Genomic DNA, 19,540 nt, shown 5'->3' on the forward strand with positions numbered 1-19,540 from the left:
AAAATATCTGATAAAAAGCTTAATGAGGGTGAAAAGTGTAGAAAAACTACTTATTTAACTAAAATAAGAAAGCCTTGTCCGCTTGGGACAAGGCTTTCTCTATGGTTTGGCGGGGCTATTCCTCTATTTCAGAAAGGCTTCTAACGAAGTTGCGAAAGAAGTTACTTGTCGTCTCGATGGGTGCATATTTAACGTAGCGAAGACTGCGTCGTACGTTGCGTTGGAGCACTGTGTTGTTGTTTTGAACAAACCCTGCAGCGTTTTGTTTGAAGTGCCATTCATGCGCAGTGTCCCTTGCCAAGTCTGAAATACTGCGTAGTGTGAGTCGATAAGCATTAGGGTCAGTCTTCGTGACAAAGGGTATCTCGTCTTCATCAAAGCCAAAGACGGAGATGAGTACATTGCCTTGTAGCTCTGCCATCGCACTTAGTTTCAAGGTGTTCAGCCAGTTCTCAAGCTTCACGAAGTCTACCTTGTTGCCACGTGTCCTTAGGTATTCGCCCATCGTGATGATACCTCCTAAGTTCATGCCACGTGTGAACATGGTCTCTGAATTAGACACAATGAGCTTTAAAAGGTCAAGGGCTTCGATGGAGGTATCGATACTGTGGATCTCATTATAGATGAGACTCTTTAGTCGTCGATTAAGTAGTGAGTTGCTAAGTCTGACGGTCTTCGGTATTCTTGCAGTCAGTGTCTTGCGCTCTTCTTGCTTTGCTTTGATGTCGGTAATGATGCTCTCTGGTAGGTTAAGGCCTTCGTCCATGGAGTGACGAGCGATACCATTAGTGAAGATGGGCATTACCTGTTGTGCTTCCACCATCTGTATGAGTCGTCTCCACTTGAAGGCTGACATCGGTTCGAGGCTCGACTGTGTGCCGAAAGCGCCTGAACAGAGGATACGAAAGAAATTGCGTTGGATGATGTCCATCCCAGATGATTCTATTGGTTGCATGGGATTGGGTGTTAGGTGATGAGTGTTGGGTGTTGATTGATGGGTGTTGATGCTATGTTATGAGTATCGTCGGGGGTAATGGAAGAGGATGGATAGTAGGGCGGTGATGCCTAATGCCATCGGATAATATAGGAAGGGAACGATGCTAACGGGGTTGATTTTGGCCAAGCCAGCCGCCATCAGTATCTGAGCACCGTAGGGTATCAGACCTTGAACACAGCAAGAAAAGGTGTCGAGGATGCTGGCTGCCTTGCGTTTATCTACTCCGTAACGGTCGCCAATCTGCTTGGCTATACCGCCAACGGTGAGGATTGCGACTGTATTATTAGCCGTACAGATATCTACTAAACTGACGAGGAAGGCTATTGTTAACTCTGCTCCACGCTTGCTACTGACGTGACGTGTGATCTTCTTGATGAGGTAGTCGATGCCACCATTCTCTCGGATGATCTCTAACATACCGCCTGCCATCATCGTGATGATTATTAGCTCGCCCATGCCGGTGATACCTTTGCCCATACTACCAAACCATCCGTAGAGGTCGTAACTGCCATCAATGATGCCAATAGCGCCTGTGAGGACAAGACCAATGGTCAGAACGGCCATCACATTCATACCGAAAACAGCACAGATAAGCACAGCCATGTAAGGAATAACCCTATAGAAATCGACGTGTGAGGCCTGTCCTACGGTGTGGATGTCCCTTCCCATGAATACATAACCTAATAGGATGAGGACGGCAGCAGGTGCTACAATGAAGAAGTTGACCTTGAACTTATCTGCCATCTTGCACTCTTGTGTCCTTGTAGCGACGACTGTTGTATCGCTGATGAACGATAGGTTGTCGCCAAAGAACGACCCTCCGACCACGATAGCGACCACGAAAGGCAGCGAGCTGTTGGTTGACGTGGCTATACCTGCGGCTATTGGCGTTAGTGCAACGATAGTTCCTACACTCGTTCCGATGCTTATCGAGATGAAGCAAGCCGCTAAGAAGAGTCCTGGAAGCAGCATGTTGTCGGGCAGAACAGAGAGAGTTAGGTTGACTGTAGCGTCGATGCTCCCCATATCCTTTGCCGAGTTAGCGAAGGCACCAGCAAGTACAAATATCCATAACATCATCATCATGTTGTCTGTGCTGGCTCCCTTAGAGTATATCTCAATACGTTTAGCGAGCGGAAAGCCCCCTGATATGGCGATAGCAAAGATACTCGATATCATGAAGGCAACGGTTATTGGCACCTTATAGAAGTCGCCTGAAATGATTGAGGTGACTAAGTATAGAACAATGAATACCAGCAATGGACTCAAAGCAAGGAGTCCTTTCTTATTTTCTGTCATGCTTTCTATTGCGTATTTAATGCTTTCTATAGAGGTTCTTGTGCCTCTATTGAATGATAGCGTGTCGTTGACTCGTGCCAACTGTCGCCTATTGATGTGTCATGTCTGGGCAGTCTTATATCCATGGTGATGGTCTTATAGTCTTATCAAAACCTTCGAAACGGCCCTAATCTGATGTCCCCTCCTTTCGTACTCGTGCTTAACAGCTTTCATACTCATGCTTAACACTTTTCGTACTCCTGCTTAACAGCTTTTGTACTCCTGCTTAACAGCTTTTGTACTCCTGCTTAACACTTTTCATACTCCTGCCTAACACTTTTCGTATTGGGTCTACGCTTTTCTCGTACTAAGCGTTACCATCTCTTGCATCAAGCGTTTACACTATCTTTTATTATATCTCCTTCCACCTTTCTCCACCCTCCTTTCAGTCTTTGGCAGGCTTGTTCTCCCCTCCTTCGGAGGGGTCGGGGAGGTCCCAACTTACCCCCATTCCCTATGATAGAAGTCTATGTTCTCCCTTGTCAACAGGTCGATAGGCATATAGTTGACTGGTTCAACCTTCTTCTTCAGCACCAACGCACGGAAAAGGGAGTCTACACTGAAGTAGCCTTGTTGGTAGGCATGCTGCGCAATAAGGAACGATATGGAACCATCTCGCAGACAGTCAGCATTCTTATGCACCACGTCATAGCCCATAATCTGCACGTTCTTGCGACGAGTCTTCAGTAGGAACTTACCGACGATATGTGCTTTAGAATTAAAGGTGATACAATGGTGCACCTCAGGATGCTCACTAAAGAATTTCTCTAAGATATGGTCATAACGCTTCCTCTCCTCATCCAAGGGTAGATTAACCTCCAGTATCTTAATGTCAGGATAGTTCTCTTGCATATAGTTGCGGAACCCCACCTCACGATTCGCCTGTTGTCTACTTGCCATTTTCCCATCTTTTGTCTGCTTCATGAGCATGATGCTCTTCTCTCTCTGTGCTATGAGCATAAGCATCTTGGCTGCGAAATGACCGCTCTGAATGGAGTCCTGCCCATAAAAGGACAGTGGTTGCAGCGATGGCATAAAGGAGTCAAGCAGAATGAAGGGTATGTTCCTATCGTGTAACTCCTCTGTGAACTGCCGTGTAAGTTCTAATGTTGTAGGCACGAGGATTACTCCGTCTGGGTTCTTCCTTAGGCATTTTTGATAGGTCTCGACAAACGAGTGGGAGTCAAGACGGCTGTAATACATAATCTCTAAGTCAACATAAAAGTCCCTGCGAGCCTCGACTGCCTTCATAGCCCCTATCTCTATCTCTTCCCAATAAGCCTCACTACTATGTTTGGGGATTAGACAATAGAACTTGTAACTCTTGTTGTAAGCGAGTGCACTTGCATATACATTCGGTTGGTAATTCATCTCCTTTAGCACCTTCTCTACCTTCTTCAGTGCTACTTCCGATACGTTCGGACGTTTATGTAATACCCTGTCAACCGTTCCTACACTTACTCCTGCGCGTTCTGCAATGTCCTTTATCCTAATCTTTTCTGCCATAAATAGGGGAAATGAATATATTACTTTTTACCGTGCAAATTTACTAATAATTGTTGGAATGTGCGAAAGCACAACTGTAGAAATTGTGCTTCTCTTCCCTTTTTTACTATATATAAGGATAGGTTTGGGGGTTATTAGGAAGATTTTACTTACTTTTGTAGCTTGAAATTTGTCCAAGTCTGTCAAGGTGGGGATTATCAGTAAGAGACGTGTTATGCGTTGTCTACTTTTGACAGAACGGTTTATATGGTTCGAGCAGAATATGTCTATTAAGAGTAAACTTCAACAACTATCGTTTCGCACAGGGGTTATCGTACTGCTGATGTGCCTTCCTTTCTATGCACTCTCCTTTGTGCAAGTGTTCTTCCCAGTGTCTACAGCGACAAAGGGCATACTCTTTACCGTGTTCTTCGGACTGGCGAAAACCTTTCAATACACTGGTGTTGCGATTCTTGGTAAGGAGGGTTATAAGCGGGTGAAGGACTATCTTAAAAGGAAGAGACTGACTAAGTCGAAGGCTGTTGAGGCTGTTGACGAAGCAAGGCCACGCTGTTGTCCAGACCTGTTCACGAACCCCAATATCCTTGCAGGTGTACGTCTTGTCATCTTCGACTTTGATGGTACGCTCGGAGACTCCCAACAGTTGATTACTGATACGATGCTTGCAACGATCGAGAAGTTACACCTTCCGAAGCGAACACGTGAGGAGTGTGCTCGAACCATTGGTCTTCCACTGAAAGAATGTTTCTCTTCTATCATCCCAATGACCGATGAGAAGGCGGAAGAGTGTGCCGAAGTGTATAGCGAAATATTCAATATAAAGAACGTGCCGGGCGCTGTCACGATTTTCCCGGGGGTCTTTGAAACGCTTGATAGGCTGATTGCTATGGGCATTAGGATGTCGGTAGCGAGTAGTCGTAACCGTAGTTCGCTTGTTAAACTGATGACTGATTTGAAGCTCACAAACTATATTAGCGCTCTTGTTGGTGCTGACAATGTGGTCAATAAGAAGCCCGCAGCCGAGCCAGTGCTCCTCACCTTGCGTTGTTTCAACGTCGAACCGCATGAGGCACTCGTGGTAGGTGATACTGAATTCGACATCCTTATGGGACGCAATGCTGGTACACATACGTGCGGAGTAACCTATGGAAATGGGAGTCGTGAGAGCCTTGAAGCGGCAGGGGCGGAGTGGATAGTATGTTAAATAATGTATAATTCTTTGGCAGTTTGGCATTAAATGCCTACCTTTGCACTCGCAATTCGGAAATACACTACGGTTTATTGAAGGATTGACAATGGTTAATATCGCGGGTTGGAGCAGTTGGTAGCTCGCCAGGCTCATAACCTGGAGGTCGCATGTTCGAGTCCTGCACCCGCAACTCACAGCTTAGAAACGCTTAGTAATAAGGTTTCTAAGCTTTTTTTTTGGTCCTTTGTTTGAGTCCTTGTAGGGGTCTCTTGATACCGAAAAGAGCTGGTCTGCCTCTCTACCCCAGCAGGTTCTTCTTCCTTCCCCAGCTGGCCCCTCCCCCTTCCCCTCCCCCGTAGGGAGGGGCGTAGTATGTGAGGTTACCCCTATTGGGCTGCTAACAAGGTTCTTGGGTTGTTCTTTCTCTCACTGAGGGTAGTTTTTTCTCTCACAGAGCGCACAGAGTTCACGGAGGTTTTTGGCGCACATTTCGAGCCCACAGAAGGCCTTCGGCATACAGAGTTCACAGAGCGTTACAGCCATTGTAGATATAAATAAGGTACAACATGAGGCCTACATCCTTCTTATAGGGGTATCTCGGTGATCACTCCCCTTCCCTTCGGGGGAGGGGATGGGGGAGGGGCCACTATCTTCTATGAGCCTGTGTGTTCTGTTCTTCTGTGTAATTCTGTGAGAAAAAGAAATGTCCTCCGTGGGAAAAGGAACTGTCCTCTGTGGGGGAAGAGACGCTAATCAAATAGATAGAAGCTGTCAAGATATTTCAGCAGCCACGCTTCTTTCTTTTCAAAGACACGCCCTTCTCCGTTGAAGAAGACGCCCTTCAATAATCGAGAACATGCTCTTCTTGCCCCAAGAAGGGCATGTTCTACAAGCAAGAAGAGCATGTCCTTAAACGATGAATGTAATGAACTGATTTCGTGAAGGTTATGGTGAGTGTTGTGGCGGATGTGTTCCTTTCGTGTAGGGGGTGGAATGCTCGATGGAATGTAAGGATTTTTCGTTTTCTTACTGATGATTTAGAATAGAGGAGGGCATCCTCTTAACGTAACGACAGAAGGGGTGGAGCGCAAATTGCGTGTACATCTTGTTGAGGCTTAAAAAGGGCAGCTTGGCTGTCAGATTTTGGCATTTAGAAAGTTTTTTGTATATTTGTACGATAAATGATAGGGCACCCCTCCACACCTTATAATATATAGGTAGGGGGATGAAAGGTAAAGGAACGCTATCAAACAAGGTTATGTAGTAATAACAGGAAACAACAACTATGGCAAAATTAACAGTTAACAATTACGAAGAGCTTGCTGCCCGACTGGGCGAGAAGCTTGGTGAAAGCGAGTGGTTACTCGTCGATCAGGAGAGAATTAACCTCTTTGCTGATGCAACACTCGACCATCAATGGATTCATGTCGACACTGAGAGGGCTGCTGTCGAGAGCCAATACAAGAGCACAATAGCCCATGGCTACCTGACACTGTCGCTTCTTCCGCACATGTGGCAGGAGATTATCGAGGTTAACAACCTAAAGATGATGGTCAACTACGGTATGGATAAGATGCGCTTCGGCCGTCCTGTCCTCGTGAACTCACGTATCCGTCTTGTCGCTTCACTCGATAGTATCGAAAATCTAAGGGGTATTTGTAAGGCTGGAATCAAGTTCCAAATAGAGATAGAGGGCGAGCGCAAGCCTGCTCTTGAGGGTATTGCTACCTTCCTTTATTACTTTGAATAAACGGCCTTCGGCATTTAGAATAATCGTAGGTGACCATGGATGAGTGCTGCTTGTCTGTGGTCACCTCTTTTGTTGATGGTTGGCAGTGGGGTAGGCGAGGGTTGCGAGAGGAATAGACAATGTCGCTTTGACCTTGACTATAAGTGGGTTATGTTCGGAGAAGATAAGAGGAAAGATTAGAAGAAAAAGTCAAAAGAAGCCTTAAAACTATCGTGTTTCAACGTAATTAATGTTAAATAAGATGCAAGACAATTAACGAAAAATATAATTTATTGTACCTTTGTACACCGAAAAAGATTATTTTAGGAAACATTAGAACTCAAGACCAAAAAAGGGATTTGACGTTTAACAGAACATTATTAAGTAAATAAAGTATGGTATATAACCAACTCAAATTGCAGAGTCAACTCTGTTTTAGATTGTACACAGCGAGCAGACTTGTTACACAAACTTACTATCCATTGCTTGACGAGTTAGGTCTCACCTATCCTCAGTACCTCGTTTTGATGGCTCTTTGGGAAGAGGATCATCAGAAGGTGATGGCACTTGCCCACCGACTCTACCTTGATTCCAACACGATGACGCCACTTCTTCAGCGCATGGCTCAGCTCGGTTTGGTTGAACGTGTCAAAGGTGAACGCGACGGAAGAGAGACTTTTGTGTCGCTGACTGAGCATGGTAAGGAACTACAAGAGAAGGCTAAGGATATCCCTTCTTGTATGGTCAATAAATTGTTTGAGGATGAGGAGGAGTTGAATAGATTTAAGGAAATAGCCTTAGACCTCGACCGCTTGATCGCTCATCTGGCTGAACAGCGTGCGAAAGAGAAGGAGGCTGTGATGGAGAAGATGCGCGAAGAGCGTTTAGCCTCTAAAAGACGTAGATGGTAAAGTGCGTTAATAGTTTATTAGAATATATGCCGAAGGTGTATCATGGATGGTTTTCTCCGTCCTGATACACCTTTGTTGTGTATCTACCCTTTGCCCCCTTGCTGTGTCGGGGATGGTTTTTTCTCTGTCCGATACACCTTTGTTGTGTTTCGTTCGTTGGGTCTGTTACGTTGTTATGGGGCGGTAGATACTGTCGGTAAAGGGCTGATTTCTAATAGAATACAAGTTCAAGAAAGGTGGTGAACGACATCGTGTATCGTTGAGGTAAGTGTTTTCTCTCGATTTATATTGTTTTCTGAGGGATGTCCTACACAGTCCTCATTTTTATAGCGTCAGTTTCGCTATCCGTCTTATTCGTATTTGTAATGCTATGAAAAACCTTTACATGCGATAGAACTAATGCTCTATGAAATAGAAGTATATTCTCCTCTCTCTTCGAGTTTGTAACCCGCAAGTAATCAGAATTTTACGAATAGCGTTCGAGAACATGCCTTTCTTGCCTCAAGAGGGGCATGTTCTTGTCCCTTGAAAGGCCTCTTCTCGATTGCAGAAAGGCGTCTTCTTCAATGGAGAAGGGCGTGTCCTCGAAAAGAGAGGGGTGTAGCTGCTGAAATATCTTGACAATCTCTGTTCGATTGGTTAGCGTTTCTTCCTTCACATAGGATATTTCTGTTTCTCACAGAGGACTTTTCTTTTTCTCACAGAGAACACAGAAGAACAGAACACACAGCATTCCACAGAGACATTAAGTCAACCGATTTCACAGAACCTTACAGCCAACGTTAGCTAATCATCAGTACCTAACACTCATCACCCGACACCCTTCTTTGGCTATAACGTTCTGTGATATCTGTATGCCGGAGGCCTTCTGTGGGATCGAAACGTTGGTGGAAATGTTCTGTTAAATCTGTGAGATCTGTGAGAGAAAGAAATACCCTTTGTGAGAGAAAAGCTTCCCCAGCGAGTTGCTTGTGTGTCATCTCATAGGGTGGGTGCGTTCTATTTCTCACAGAAAAACACAGAAGAACAGAACACACAAGCTTTCACAGAGACATTAAGTCAACCGATTTCACAGAGCCTTACAACCAACAGAAGCCTCACCCCCAGCCCCTCTCCGAATGGAGAGGGGAGTGATCACCGAGATACCCCTACATGTCCTCCAGATGTTTAGCGGCCCATTTCCTATCAGTAGCAGGCCAATAGGGGTAACCTCACATACTACTCCCCTCTCTATTCGGAGAGGGGCTGGGGGTGAGGCCTCTGTGTTCTCTGTATGCCGAAGGCCTTCTGTGTGCTCGAAATGTGCGCCAAAAACCTCCGTGAACTCTGTGTGCTCTGTGAGAGAAAAACCTCCCCAGCGAGTTGTTTGTGTGTCATCTCATAGGGTGGGTGCGTTCTCTTTCTCACAGATTTACACAGAAGAACAGAACACACAAACTTTCACAGAGACATTAAGTCAACCGATAACACAGAACCTTACAGCTAATGTTAGTTGAAAGGCCTCTGTGTTCTCTGTATGCCGAAGGCCTTCTGTGGGCTCGAAACGTGCGCAAAAAGGCTCTGTTAGATCTGTGAGTTCTGTGAGAGAAAAACTACCCAAGAACCGTGTTAGCAGCCCAATAGGGGTAGCCTCACATACTAACTGCCAGCTGGCCCCTCCCCCTTCCCCTCCCCAAAAGGGAGGGGCGTGATCACCGAGATACCCCTATAGAGTGGATATTGGCTTCGTGATACCTCTTATTGGCAGTCTTGTAGGGGTAACCTCACATACTACGCCCCTCCCTGCGGGGGAGGGGTTGGGGAGGGGCCAGCTGGGGTTGGGGGTGAGGCTCTCTTGTTCTTTCTTCTTCCCCAACCTTTTTTCCCTCCTTTTCTTGCTCATTCTCCATATTTTTCATAATTTTGTAACGTGTCGGAGTGGGGCTGCGTCAAAACGAGGGTGGGCCCTATTGGTAAAGTATAAACGAACGAAGAAGAATGAAGAAAATACTCCTTTTACTCGCTATCTCCCTCTTTACGGTAGGTGCACATGCTCAGAAAGATGTTGTCTCGGTTGCTGATATGATTAAGATCTTCCAAGCCAAGACGCTACAGATGGGTAAACAGGTGCTTGAAAAACAAGGTTATGTCTATAAGGGTGTGTCGTCTGACGCTTACGGAAAGGACTATAACTGGGTGAAGAACATGAATTTAACGAGCGATTTCTTGCCTACTGCGATGGGACGTGGTAACTCAAGTATGGTCCTTCTGGCGCAAGATGGTAAGACGGTCTATGTCTATGTCTTTAATCGTACGGCCTTTGCAGGACTGCAGGCTCAGGTGAAGGCGATGGGTTACGACATGGGGTCGGCGGTGAAAGGGGATAAGAGTACGCTGATATGTACGAAGGACAATCAGCCCACCATCAGTTTCCTTACGCTCCAACAGCCGTTGCCTTACTGCCTGCAGATAACGGAGTAAGTGGATAAGGGATTGAATTAAAGGATAAGAAAGAAGCTAATGAAGAAGAAACCAACCTATAAAGTGCCAGTGTCTATCTGTGCTATTGTCTTGTTCGTCGGTGCTATTGTACTTGCTATTCTTATGGAAACGCGACAGATGGCACCCCCTCGTAAGTATGAGGTGGACATGTCTGGTGAGGTAATCGGTATTGATAATGGTCCGAAAATACCAGTGTTAACAAAGGAGGAGGTCAAAGACGAGGAGATAAAAGAGGAGAAGAAGAAGGATAGTGCTAAGCCTGAAGCGACTGAGACAGAGGAGTCTCAGGAGCCGGAGGAACCTGTCATCGTTCCTACTAACCCTGATGGGCAGTCGGAACCGGCTATTAAAGCTCCTGTGCCAGATATTAAGAAGCCTACTATCGACCAGATAGATAATTAGGGCTCGGCCTTTGCTTCATACGATATTACGATTGGGATATAGCAAGCATGCCTTGTTATATCCTTTTGTTTTTAGCCCTTTCGAGACGGAGAGGGACATAGGGTCTCTGATAGAAGAGGCGTTACACCTTATTATATAGTAGGCTTTATCTTTGTTGAGGGACAAAGGCTCTCTGGTAGAAGGGGACGTTACACCTTATTATATAGTAGGCTTTACCTTTGTTGTGGGACATGGGCTCTCTGATAGCGGAGGCGTTACACCTTATTATATAATAGGCTTTACCGCAGTTGTTGGACAATATTTTTTTGATAGAAGGGGACGTTACACCTTATTATATAGTAAGTCTTTTCTTTGTGGTAGTGCCACTCTTGATTGTTCACATGACTTTGTTGTAATAGAAAGTGTTATATGCTTGGAATGAGTGAGGGCCGAGGAGAAATAAACAAAAAGGTAGGAACCCCTCTAATAGTTGGTTCCTACAATCATTGTCCCTACTCATAAAGTGGGAAGAGGATAGTGGAGACAGGTCGCCTGCGGACTCTATAGGAGGGAAGGAAACGTTTTCGCCGCACTGTGACAGCTGTGAGAAATACGACAGCCAAAGCCTTTTAGAAGGATAGCCCATTCTATCCTTCCAACGAGGTCGGTGTTAAGACTAAATCTGATTCCAGTTGACTTGTGTGATTTGGCCGCCCTTTACGGTGGCAGAGATGACGTAACTACGTTTAGACTTACCCCCCTTACGATCGATGTCCAGTGTGGCAGGCACTTTAATACGTAGTTCTGCGTCATCATCATTACTGCTTTTCTTCACCTCAGCAGGTGAGCCAAGATGCCAGTTAATGGTCTTCACGTCAGCTTGATAGAGTTTGTCAGTCATGTAACGACGCACATCTTTCACCGTGGCACCGCTTGCCCCGAGGAAATTAAAGGATGAAGCAACAGCACCAGAAATCTTGTCAGTACTCTTACTGTTCATTCCCTGCAGCAGTTGACGCACCGCACTGACAGCTTTCGTCTTATCCCCCTCCGATACAGTTGGTACGAGGATTGTCTTCAGCTTCTCATCGGCTTCCTTACTGTGGAGGCCATTTGGGTGTTGAGCTTTGTATCCGAGGAAAGCATTCTCATCGTTTTTAGCCACGGCTTGCGCCCAGTCTATCTCGTCAATCTTAGCCTCTATCTCCCCTCGATGAGTAGAGTTAGGATACTTAGCGATGAACTGCTGTAACACATCCTTTGAATTGCTTGCTAAGGCAACAGCCAAGTCATTATTGGCTTGTTGGGCATTTGCCGTCGTTGTCGTCAGTGCTTTCAGTCGTGCAGCGATACTGTCACGATGCGCCTTCGGTGCTGATGGGTTCCCATCAAGGTAGTTCTTCAACACCGTAGCCTCGTTACTACTAATCGCTTGGGCGTAGGCGTCCTGCTCAGTATTAGTCTTGCTTGACCCTATCTCTTGGTTGTAAAGGAAGAGCAAGACGGCAGCTGTGATGGCAGCGATGAGCAAAGAGACAGCCAAAGAGAGGTGGTTATCCTTAGACGACTTGCTCTCCTCTTCCTCTTCAGTGGTCTCTGCGATTGCTTCGGCCTTTGCTATCACCTCCTCATCGGCCTCGTTGTCAATGATGAAATCGGCATCTACCGTCCCATCCTCAATCCCTTCGTCTTCGAAAGGCTGCTGTGGTTCAACGTTGTTATGGCTTGATTCCTCCTCAGCTGCAGGACGTTCAACCTCCTTCTCCTCGTTTGCTTCGTCCTTGTCGACAGCGACAACGACAGCAGGAGCGGCTGTAGCGTGTTCGTTAGAAAGTTTGTTTGATTTCTGTTCAGTAGTATTTACGGAAGGTTCAAAGTGACTTTCCGTATGATGACAATTAGGACATGACGTCTCTTCCTTGAGGTATAACTCACCACAATGAGAACATTTAATGATATGTCCAGCAATCTCTACACCGCAACTGGGGCATACGGGAGCCTTATCGCTCACTTGATGGCCACATTCAGGGCATTTGATGATCATTTATCTAACGTAAGATTATAGTAGTTTGGATAATTATCTTTTTCTTTTCTCTTTGTCGGCTATCTTCGTCGTCGTGGGAATCTTAGTTCGCGCATACTGTGTCTTCCCATCAAGCGCGACTTGTCGACATATCCGTTTACACCATTGATGCGCCCTTTACCAGTGTATTGCCAAGCGAAGATGTCCCTTCCGTCTTGCAGTACCGGCTCTCGTCCGTTATACTGTGCGATAAAGAGCTTATAGCCATCAAGGGCCCCACTGAGGTAGCGATCATAGAAGTTTGTGTAAGTGTAGACCAACGGTTTGACCCCATACTCCTTTGTCATGAGTACGAGGAAACGCTGAAGACTATCGCACAAAGCCTCTCGGCCCAGTCCACCAGTAGTCTCAATATCTACCATCGGAATGAGGTCTTGGTCCTGTGGGCGGCATTGCATGCGAAAGTTCCTAAGCTGTTCTTCTTGTGGGACAGTCGGACGATAGAAATGATATGAGCCTACGTTCATACCGTAGCGTTGTGCCGCTTCGATATTGTCAAGATAGCGTTGGTCGATACGTGAGCCTCCTTCAGTAGCTTTTAAGTACACGTAATTGAGTTTGTGATTACTGTTCTCGGCCACTGTCTCCCACCATACGTCACCTTGATAATGGCTCATATCGAGTCCGTGGATGTGCCTGCAGGTGTCTTCGCATTGTATAGTATATTGCGCCTTAGTACCTGCAAAAGAGAAGATGCAGGCTATGAGGAATATTACTCTTATTAACTTCATAGCTGCAAAGGTAACATTTTAAGTTGAGATAGCGGAGTGAAGGATGTATAAATATCTCTCTTTTAGTATTTCTTAATCCATAATTCGTATGTAATTGTCGGTCGTTACTTATCGTGTTAACTGTCCGTAGCGAATTATTTACACGATAATAATTATTTATTTTCACGACTGGAAATATTTTTCTTCACGACTGGAAATATTTCTTTTCACGTAAATAATTCGACAAGACAATGCTCCTCAATCTTACAGATAGAGCTTTGTTATTGGGCCTATTAGGCTCATTTATTGGCCTTATAGGCCTTATAGGGCCTATAAGGCTAATAGATTATTAGCCTTATTAGCCTTATTTATTGGGCCAATTGGGCCTTATAGGCCCTATAAGGCTAATAGATTATTAGTCCTATTAGCCCTAATAACGACCTAAGGGTAAGGCGTTTTCTATTCCTCGGCAGCCTTAAGATACTGTTCGTAGAGCCATTTCTTTTGTTCAGCAATCGTGAGATTACTATTATCGAGTTCGATGGCATCATCAGCTTTACGGAGTGGTGACGTGGCACGATGAGAGTCGATATAGTCGCGTTCCTCCACGTTCTTGAGTATATCGGCATAGTCGGCATCCATCCCCTTCGCCTTTAGTTCGTCGTAACGACGCTGTGCCCTCACCTCTGCAGAAGCGGTGACAAATATCTTTAATTCAGCCTTTGGAAACACTACCGTACCAATGTCTCGCCCATCCATGACGATACCCTTCTCTGCACCCATGCGTTGTTGTTGTGCTACAAGAGCCTCACGAACAAAGGCAAGGGTGGCGATAGGGCTCACATGAGACGATACCTCCATCGTTCGGATGTCGTTTTCAACGTTCTCACCATTGAGGTAAGTGTCTGGACGACCAGTCGTTTTATTAAGTTGGAAACTAATGTTTATATCCTTCATCTGCTCCTTCAGTTCCCGTTCACGGATAGTTCCGTCAGCGTTAAAGAGGTTATGACGGAGTGCATAAAGGGTTACAGAGCGATACATAGCCCCTGTGTCCACATAGATATAGCCAATCTCTTTGGCCAAGTCCTTTGCCATTGTACTCTTTCCACATGATGAAAAGCCGTCGATGGCGATAGTTATTTTCTTCATATACTTACTTTTCTCGTATTTATCATTACCTTATCTCGCTGCATCTACCTCCCTCGCAACCTATCAAAGCATCATCACCCAGCACCCAACACCCATCACCCAACATTCAACACCCATCACCCAATACCAAACACTCTACGCACATTCTCATTGGTTATCTGGGTAAACTCGGCCTCATCAAGGCCATAGCTTGCAGCAAGGGTACGCATCACTTCAACGATGAAAGCACTCTCGTTGCGTTTACCACGGTAGGGGACAGGTGCCATGTAAGGGCTATCTGTTTCGAGAACGATACGGTCGAGGGGTACTGCAGCAGGCAGGTCCTCACGAAGATGACTACTCTTAAACGTAGAGACACCGCCCACACCTAATACAAAACGGTCGAAGTGTAGGAACGCTTCAGCCTCTCGTTGATTGCCAGTGAAGCAATGGAAGACACCACCCGGCAGTTCCTTCTCATAGTGTCGCATGATATGTATCATCTCGTTCTGGGCCTTCCGGCAGTGAATCATCAGTGGTAAGCGTGTCTCCACACTCCATTTCACAGCCTCCTCAAAGGCCGCCAACTGTTCTTGTTCGTATTCTCTCGACCAATAGAAGTCAAGTCCTACCTCACCAATGGCGATGATTGTCTCACCAGGTAAGGCTGTCCCCTCCTCCTTCTGTTTGAGGGAAAGCATGATACGTTGGTGCATGGTGTCTAATACCTCACGCCAGTCTTTGCGCACCTCTTCGGGTTGTAATCCTATCATTGGGTAACAGGTGTCAGGGAACTGACGGCATACAGCCATCACAGTGTCCATTGACTTGAGGTCGATAGCTGGTATGAATATCTTTTCTACGCCCGCTTCACGAGCGCGACTGATTACCTCTGGGAGGTCGTCAGCAAATTCTTCTACATCTAAATGAGCGTGAGTGTCGATGATCATTGGGTGTTGGGGTGTTGGGTGTTGGGTGGTGAGAGTTGGGTGTTAGGTGATGAGTGTTGGGTGTTGATGGAGTGTTTATAGGGGTGATGGGTGATGAGTGTTGGGTGTTGATGGGGTGTTTATAAGGGTGTTGGGTGATGTCTGTTGGGGTGATGGGTGATAAGTGTTGGATGTTGATGGAGTGTTTATAGGATATTGAAGAAGCGTATATGAGCAGAGGAGTGATAGATGTTGAGAACAGTTACTCCACGTTTATTCCGCTTTTATCCAGCCTGTCCTGTTAGGGCTCCCCTCCTTCGGAGGGGCTGGGGGAGGTCCCCCGTTACCTCTTCCTATGCAGCATTCTCTGTGCGTATGCCACCAGTTCAGTTTTCCTGTCAGCGCTCACCTTCACCGCATCGAGGTATTTATTAGCCTCATCAAAATAGTAGTTGATACGTTCGATAGCCATCTTGTCGACCCCAATACTATTATAGAGTGCAGTGACGGCAGCCACCTTCTCGTTATGATTAAAGTTCTCACAGCCAATCCATCTCTCCAACTCTTTACGTTGGCGGACGTTCGCCTTGTTGAAAGCATTTATCAGCATGTAAGTCTTTTTATTACTGATAATATCGCCACCAATCTTCTTTCCGAACACTTTTGGGTCTCCATAGACATCGAGGTAGTCGTCTTGTAGCTGAAAGGCCAGTCCTATCTGTTCGCCAAACTTATAGAGGTTGTCTACGTCATTGGCTGGTGCATCAGCAAGGATAGCGCCAATCTTCATCGCACAAGCCAATAGTACACTTGTCTTCAGGCGTATCATCTCGATGTATTCGGCCTCCTTTACGTCATTGCGGTTCTCAAACTCCATGTCATACTGTTGACCCTCTCCTATCTCGAGGGCCGTTGTCGTGAAGAGACGCAACACCTCACGCAGGTGCTTACTGTCACACTGTTCCATGCGCTCGAAGGCCAATACGAGCATAGAGTCACCCGACAAGATAGCTGTGTTAGCATCCCAACGCACGTGGACCGTCTGCTGTCCGCGTCGAAGAGGTGCATCATCCATCAAGTCATCATGCAAGAGCGTATAGTTATGGTAGGTCTCCAAGGCACAAGCCGGTGATAGTATCGTCTCTGGATCGTCTTTGAAGAGATTATAGGCAAGGAGCATCAGCGTAGGACGGATGCGTTTCCCACCTAATGAGAGTACGTATTTAATAGGGTCATACAAGCTCTGTGGCTTGCGATCGTAGGTGAGATTGTTTATATACTCGTTAATTTTACATAGGATTTCGTCAGCAGTGTACATATAGAGTAGGTGTTAAAAGTTATGTTATAAATAATCGTTGTGACGGCAGACAGCCGTCGTGTGTGTTAAGAGAGTTGGAAGACAAAAGGTATCTCTACCAACGAGCGGCATGGTTTATTGCGTTCAATACCTGGCTTCCATTTGCCCATTGTCTTCAAGACACGCAGTGCCTCAGCATTAAGGACAGGTATCTTACCATTCTTAACAGTCACATCATGCACCGTACCATCGGCGTTGATGATAAAAGTAATATTCACTGTCCCTTGTAGATTATTGTCCTTAGCATCGGCAGGGTACTGTAATGTCTTCGTAAGCCACTTCATAAACTCCACCCAACCACCTGGGGGTGTAGGCGTCTGGGATAGGATTCGCTTGCTAACCTTATCGTCATAACGTTCTACAACCTTGTCGGAAGTATCGTCAGACATCTTCTCCATCTCCTTTTTAGCTTCTTCTTTCACCTTCGGAGGTTCGGGAGTTGTTGTCACCATAGGCATGACGATGGGTTCTTCACTTACTTGTGGAGCCCCCGTCTTCTTGTCGTTTGAGTTCATACTCCCCGCATCATGCGGTGTTACCTTATTAGGTACATCACGCCGTTTCAGGTTGAGTAAGTCCTCCATCGTGGGTTTCTTGTCCTCTTGTGTCTTAGCTAAATCTTGCTGGTCGATGGCCGGCAGCATATCCATGTCGTGTAGTGTGACATTCTTAATGGCCTTGGTATTGGCCGAGTCGTCCTCTGTTCCCGATGAATTAAACTCCATGGCAACAAAGAAAACAGACAGTGCAACGATGATTCCCAATAGGAAACCAACCCACCGTTTACTCTCTAAATCAGCTCTATTTGACTTCTTTATTTCCAATATAAGATATACTAAACGCTCGTTTCTGCCGTTATACAAACCATAGATGGCTAATTATTGCCATATAAAAGGTTGCAACGACAAAAGTAATAAGATATTCGGAAAAAGCTGTAACTTTGCCGAGAAATTAGTTTAGAACAGATGAAAAAAATCGTTTTCACCCTCCTATTAACACTTTTTGCGGCTGTTATGCGAGCGCAGGAGAGTCAAACTGAATACAACTTCTTGCGTCTTCCGGTCAGTGCCCATGCTGCTGCTTTAGGCGGAGAGAATATTTCAATTATCGAGGACGACCCCTCGTTGATGTTTTCTAATCCTGCCTTAGCTTCGTCAGTGAGCGACAAGACCGTTGGACTCAACTATATGAACTATATGCGAGGAGCCCATTTCATGAGTGCATCGTACACTAAAGCCTTAGGTGAGAAGGCTACCCTCGCTGGTGGTGTACTGTATATGAACTATGGGAAGATGAAGGAGGTCGATGCTAACAACGTACAGACAGGTACGTTCAATGCCAGCGACATTGCCGTTGAAGGTATCTTTTCCTACGAGTTAGCACGCAACCTTGTGGGAGGTATCACGGCAAAGTTTATCACATCCTACATCGGACAATACAACTCAATGGCTGTGGGTGTCGACCTCGGCCTTAACTGGTATGAGCCAGACCACCAATGGTCAGTGTCGTTAGTGGCTAAGAATCTCGGTGGACAGATAAAGGCCTACGAGGAAGACTATGGTAAGATGCCTATTGACGTACAGTTAGGTGTGAGCAAGACCTTCGTCGCCTTACCCGTAAGAGTGTCTGCCACGCTTGTCGATATGACCCATTATGACTATCGGTTCATCAATCATTTAAATCTTGGAGCAGACATTCTGCTATCGGAAAGTATATGGATTGGGGGCGGATATAACTTTCGCAAGGCAGACGAGATGACCATCGGAACGGCTGAGAACGCCAGTGCACATGGCGCAGGGTTCAGTGTAGGAGCGGGAATCAACCTCGAGCAGTTCAAACTGAACCTCGCTTACGGCAAGTATCATGCTGCCAGCAACTCCATAATGGTCAACCTCGGCTACTCGTTCTAAGTCGAATTAACGCCTTACAACACATAAATAATATCGTTTTTTGCGGTTGTTTCAACATTTTTTTATACTTTTGTCCCCATCATGAGATATACTGTCAAATGTAATAACTGCGGTCGCGACTTTGTGGCCGAGACCGAGAAGTATGGGACAATGAAGTATCGTTGCCCCTATTGTGGTAATGTGTTGACTTGTAGGTTTGATGAACCGCAACCTATCCGTACGCATGCTCGCTCCGTTATTCCATTGGCTGAGGCCTCACCTATCGTCGTTAAGAAGGCTAAAAACTTACCGACTGTACCGACGCACCTCCTCCACACGCCTTCAAAAGAGAAGCTTGCGGAGATGAGACAGAAGCTTGTTGAAGCGTCTCAACGAGCTGGTGAGACCTTGAAGAACGCAACTGAGACCACAACCGAGTTTGTTAATAAGTCGTCTTCGCGCCTGCGTCGTTTTCAAGAGAAGTACGCTGACGGTGATCTCTGGATATTCTTCGGGTTCAGTATAGCGTTTGTTCTTTCGGTCCTTATCGGTCTCTTCGTTTGTGCTGAGCTTGTTAAGGTTATTGCTGAGGGCAATTCTTGGCTGTTTAAGAACTATATTGAGATACGTAACGCTATCTAAAAGCACACATCTTATTACTTACTATCTCCACAGACTACACCCGTTTGTGTCAACACGACGTATGTCCTCCCTCCGTCCTGAGGCACGTCATGCACCCATCTTCGTGTCTTTATGTCAATATTTTTCGCCCCTCTTGGATGGAGTATGTGCTCTTCAAGATAGAAGAAGACGCCCTTCAACGTTTAAGAACATGCCTTTCTTGGCCCAAGAAGGGCATGTTCTTCATGCAAGAAAGGCATGTTCTTGAATGGTGTTTGTAATCGTTTG

The 19,540-nt window shown here is 45.9% G+C and carries 16 protein-coding genes and 1 tRNA gene; 8 read left to right on the forward strand and 9 right to left on the reverse strand.

Translation table 11 applies throughout. The features are described 5' to 3' along the window. Positions 1 to 115 precede the first annotated feature (115 nt). The 3 genes from HMPREF0666_RS06910 to HMPREF0666_RS06920 form a co-directional block, all read right to left on the reverse strand. Positions 116 to 931, reverse strand: a complete 816-nt coding sequence (locus HMPREF0666_RS06910; protein ID WP_042856133.1) for a hypothetical protein — start codon at positions 929 to 931, stop codon at positions 116 to 118. Positions 932 to 1,012: 81 nt separating this feature from the next. After that, positions 1,013 to 2,296 carry a Na+/H+ antiporter NhaC family protein gene (locus tag HMPREF0666_RS06915; protein ID WP_009011662.1) on the reverse strand — a complete coding sequence of 428 codons (1,284 nt, stop codon included), beginning with the start codon at positions 2,294 to 2,296 and terminating at the stop codon, positions 1,013 to 1,015. A gap of 480 nt (positions 2,297 to 2,776) precedes the next feature. Further along, on the reverse strand, positions 2,777 to 3,841 hold the full coding sequence (locus HMPREF0666_RS06920; RefSeq protein ID WP_009011663.1) for a LacI family DNA-binding transcriptional regulator: 1,065 nt from the start codon (positions 3,839 to 3,841) through the stop codon (positions 2,777 to 2,779). Positions 3,842 to 4,055: 214 nt separating this feature from the next. Between HMPREF0666_RS06920 and HMPREF0666_RS06925 the strand changes: the two genes are divergently transcribed. The 6 genes from HMPREF0666_RS06925 to HMPREF0666_RS06950 all read left to right on the forward strand — a co-directional run bounded on the left by HMPREF0666_RS06925 (position 4,056) and on the right by HMPREF0666_RS06950 (position 10,553). Continuing rightward, on the forward strand, positions 4,056 to 5,045 hold the full coding sequence (locus HMPREF0666_RS06925; protein WP_009011664.1) for an HAD hydrolase-like protein: 990 nt from the start codon (positions 4,056 to 4,058) through the stop codon (positions 5,043 to 5,045). Positions 5,046 to 5,147: 102 nt separating this feature from the next. Beyond that, positions 5,148 to 5,220: transfer RNA gene (locus HMPREF0666_RS06930), tRNA-Met, on the forward strand. Positions 5,221 to 6,315: 1,095 nt separating this feature from the next. Further along, on the forward strand, positions 6,316 to 6,780 hold the full coding sequence (locus HMPREF0666_RS06935; RefSeq protein WP_009011665.1) for a MaoC family dehydratase: 465 nt from the start codon (positions 6,316 to 6,318) through the stop codon (positions 6,778 to 6,780). A 374-nt stretch (positions 6,781 to 7,154) separates the two neighbouring features. Further along, complete coding sequence (locus tag HMPREF0666_RS06940; RefSeq protein WP_009011666.1) at positions 7,155 to 7,670, forward strand: MarR family winged helix-turn-helix transcriptional regulator; 516 nt, start codon at positions 7,155 to 7,157, stop codon at positions 7,668 to 7,670. Positions 7,671 to 9,647: 1,977 nt separating this feature from the next. Beyond that, positions 9,648 to 10,130: a hypothetical protein gene (locus tag HMPREF0666_RS06945; RefSeq protein WP_009011667.1), complete on the forward strand. Its 483-nt coding sequence runs from the start codon at positions 9,648 to 9,650 to the stop codon at positions 10,128 to 10,130. Positions 10,131 to 10,169: 39 nt separating this feature from the next. Beyond that, complete coding sequence (locus HMPREF0666_RS06950; RefSeq protein ID WP_009011668.1) at positions 10,170 to 10,553, forward strand: hypothetical protein; 384 nt, start codon at positions 10,170 to 10,172, stop codon at positions 10,551 to 10,553. A 655-nt stretch (positions 10,554 to 11,208) separates the two neighbouring features. On the opposite strand, the gene HMPREF0666_RS06955 is transcribed toward HMPREF0666_RS06950, so the two are convergent. The 6 genes from HMPREF0666_RS06955 to HMPREF0666_RS06980 form a co-directional block, all read right to left on the reverse strand. Further along, entirely contained in the window at positions 11,209 to 12,576 is a 1,368-nt protein-coding gene (locus HMPREF0666_RS06955) for a zinc ribbon domain-containing protein (protein WP_009011669.1), read from the reverse strand. Positions 12,577 to 12,635: 59 nt separating this feature from the next. Further along, the gene (locus HMPREF0666_RS06960; protein ID WP_009011670.1) at positions 12,636 to 13,346 is read right to left on the reverse strand and encodes a glycoside hydrolase family 25 protein; all 711 of its coding nucleotides are present in this window, start codon (positions 13,344 to 13,346) and stop codon (positions 12,636 to 12,638) included. Between the two features lie 438 nt (positions 13,347 to 13,784). Beyond that, positions 13,785 to 14,477, reverse strand: a complete 693-nt coding sequence (cmk, locus tag HMPREF0666_RS06965; RefSeq protein WP_009011671.1) for a (d)CMP kinase — start codon at positions 14,475 to 14,477, stop codon at positions 13,785 to 13,787. 116 nt (positions 14,478 to 14,593) lie between these two features. Then, positions 14,594 to 15,406, reverse strand: a complete 813-nt coding sequence (locus HMPREF0666_RS06970; RefSeq protein ID WP_009011672.1) for a TatD family hydrolase — start codon at positions 15,404 to 15,406, stop codon at positions 14,594 to 14,596. Positions 15,407 to 15,728: 322 nt separating this feature from the next. Then, positions 15,729 to 16,703 carry a polyprenyl synthetase family protein gene (locus HMPREF0666_RS06975; protein ID WP_009011673.1) on the reverse strand — a complete coding sequence of 325 codons (975 nt, stop codon included), beginning with the start codon at positions 16,701 to 16,703 and terminating at the stop codon, positions 15,729 to 15,731. Between the two features lie 65 nt (positions 16,704 to 16,768). Then, positions 16,769 to 17,566, reverse strand: coding sequence for an energy transducer TonB (locus tag HMPREF0666_RS06980; RefSeq protein WP_083822528.1), 798 nt, complete (start codon positions 17,564 to 17,566; stop codon positions 16,769 to 16,771). A 141-nt stretch (positions 17,567 to 17,707) separates the two neighbouring features. Between HMPREF0666_RS06980 and porQ the strand changes: the two genes are divergently transcribed. Then, positions 17,708 to 18,652, forward strand: a complete 945-nt coding sequence (gene porQ, locus HMPREF0666_RS06985; protein ID WP_009011675.1) for a type IX secretion system protein PorQ — start codon at positions 17,708 to 17,710, stop codon at positions 18,650 to 18,652. 81 nt (positions 18,653 to 18,733) lie between these two features. Further along, a complete protein-coding gene (locus HMPREF0666_RS06990; RefSeq protein ID WP_009011676.1) occupies positions 18,734 to 19,273 on the forward strand; it encodes a hypothetical protein in 540 nt (179 codons plus the stop codon). Positions 19,274 to 19,540: the final 267 nt, after the last annotated feature.

The organism is Prevotella sp. C561, assembly GCF_000224595.1.
Taxonomy (GTDB): domain Bacteria; phylum Bacteroidota; class Bacteroidia; order Bacteroidales; family Bacteroidaceae; genus Prevotella; species Prevotella jejuni.

Bases quoted from the DNA above. Each gene is read 5' to 3' on its own strand.
- HMPREF0666_RS06920 (WP_009011663.1), bottom strand. From the start codon at position 3,841: ATGGCAGAAAAGATTAGGATAAAGGACATTGCAGAACGCGCAGGAGTA.
- HMPREF0666_RS06915 (WP_009011662.1), bottom strand. From the start codon at position 2,296: ATGACAGAAAATAAGAAAGGACTCCTTGCTTTGAGTCCATTGCTGGTA.
- HMPREF0666_RS06955 (WP_009011669.1), bottom strand. From the start codon at position 12,576: ATGATCATCAAATGCCCTGAATGTGGCCATCAAGTGAGCGATAAGGCT.
- HMPREF0666_RS06945 (WP_009011667.1), top strand. From the start codon at position 9,648: ATGAAGAAAATACTCCTTTTACTCGCTATCTCCCTCTTTACGGTAGGT.
- HMPREF0666_RS06990 (WP_009011676.1), top strand. From the start codon at position 18,734: ATGAGATATACTGTCAAATGTAATAACTGCGGTCGCGACTTTGTGGCC.
- porQ (WP_009011675.1), top strand. From the start codon at position 17,708: ATGAAAAAAATCGTTTTCACCCTCCTATTAACACTTTTTGCGGCTGTT.
- HMPREF0666_RS06925 (WP_009011664.1), top strand. From the start codon at position 4,056: ATGCGTTGTCTACTTTTGACAGAACGGTTTATATGGTTCGAGCAGAAT.
- cmk (WP_009011671.1), bottom strand. From the start codon at position 14,477: ATGAAGAAAATAACTATCGCCATCGACGGCTTTTCATCATGTGGAAAG.
- HMPREF0666_RS06975 (WP_009011673.1), bottom strand. From the start codon at position 16,703: ATGTACACTGCTGACGAAATCCTATGTAAAATTAACGAGTATATAAAC.
- HMPREF0666_RS06910 (WP_042856133.1), bottom strand. From the start codon at position 931: ATGGACATCATCCAACGCAATTTCTTTCGTATCCTCTGTTCAGGCGCT.
- HMPREF0666_RS06950 (WP_009011668.1), top strand. From the start codon at position 10,170: ATGAAGAAGAAACCAACCTATAAAGTGCCAGTGTCTATCTGTGCTATT.
- HMPREF0666_RS06935 (WP_009011665.1), top strand. From the start codon at position 6,316: ATGGCAAAATTAACAGTTAACAATTACGAAGAGCTTGCTGCCCGACTG.
- HMPREF0666_RS06960 (WP_009011670.1), bottom strand. From the start codon at position 13,346: ATGAAGTTAATAAGAGTAATATTCCTCATAGCCTGCATCTTCTCTTTT.
- HMPREF0666_RS06970 (WP_009011672.1), bottom strand. From the start codon at position 15,406: ATGATCATCGACACTCACGCTCATTTAGATGTAGAAGAATTTGCTGAC.
- HMPREF0666_RS06940 (WP_009011666.1), top strand. From the start codon at position 7,155: ATGGTATATAACCAACTCAAATTGCAGAGTCAACTCTGTTTTAGATTG.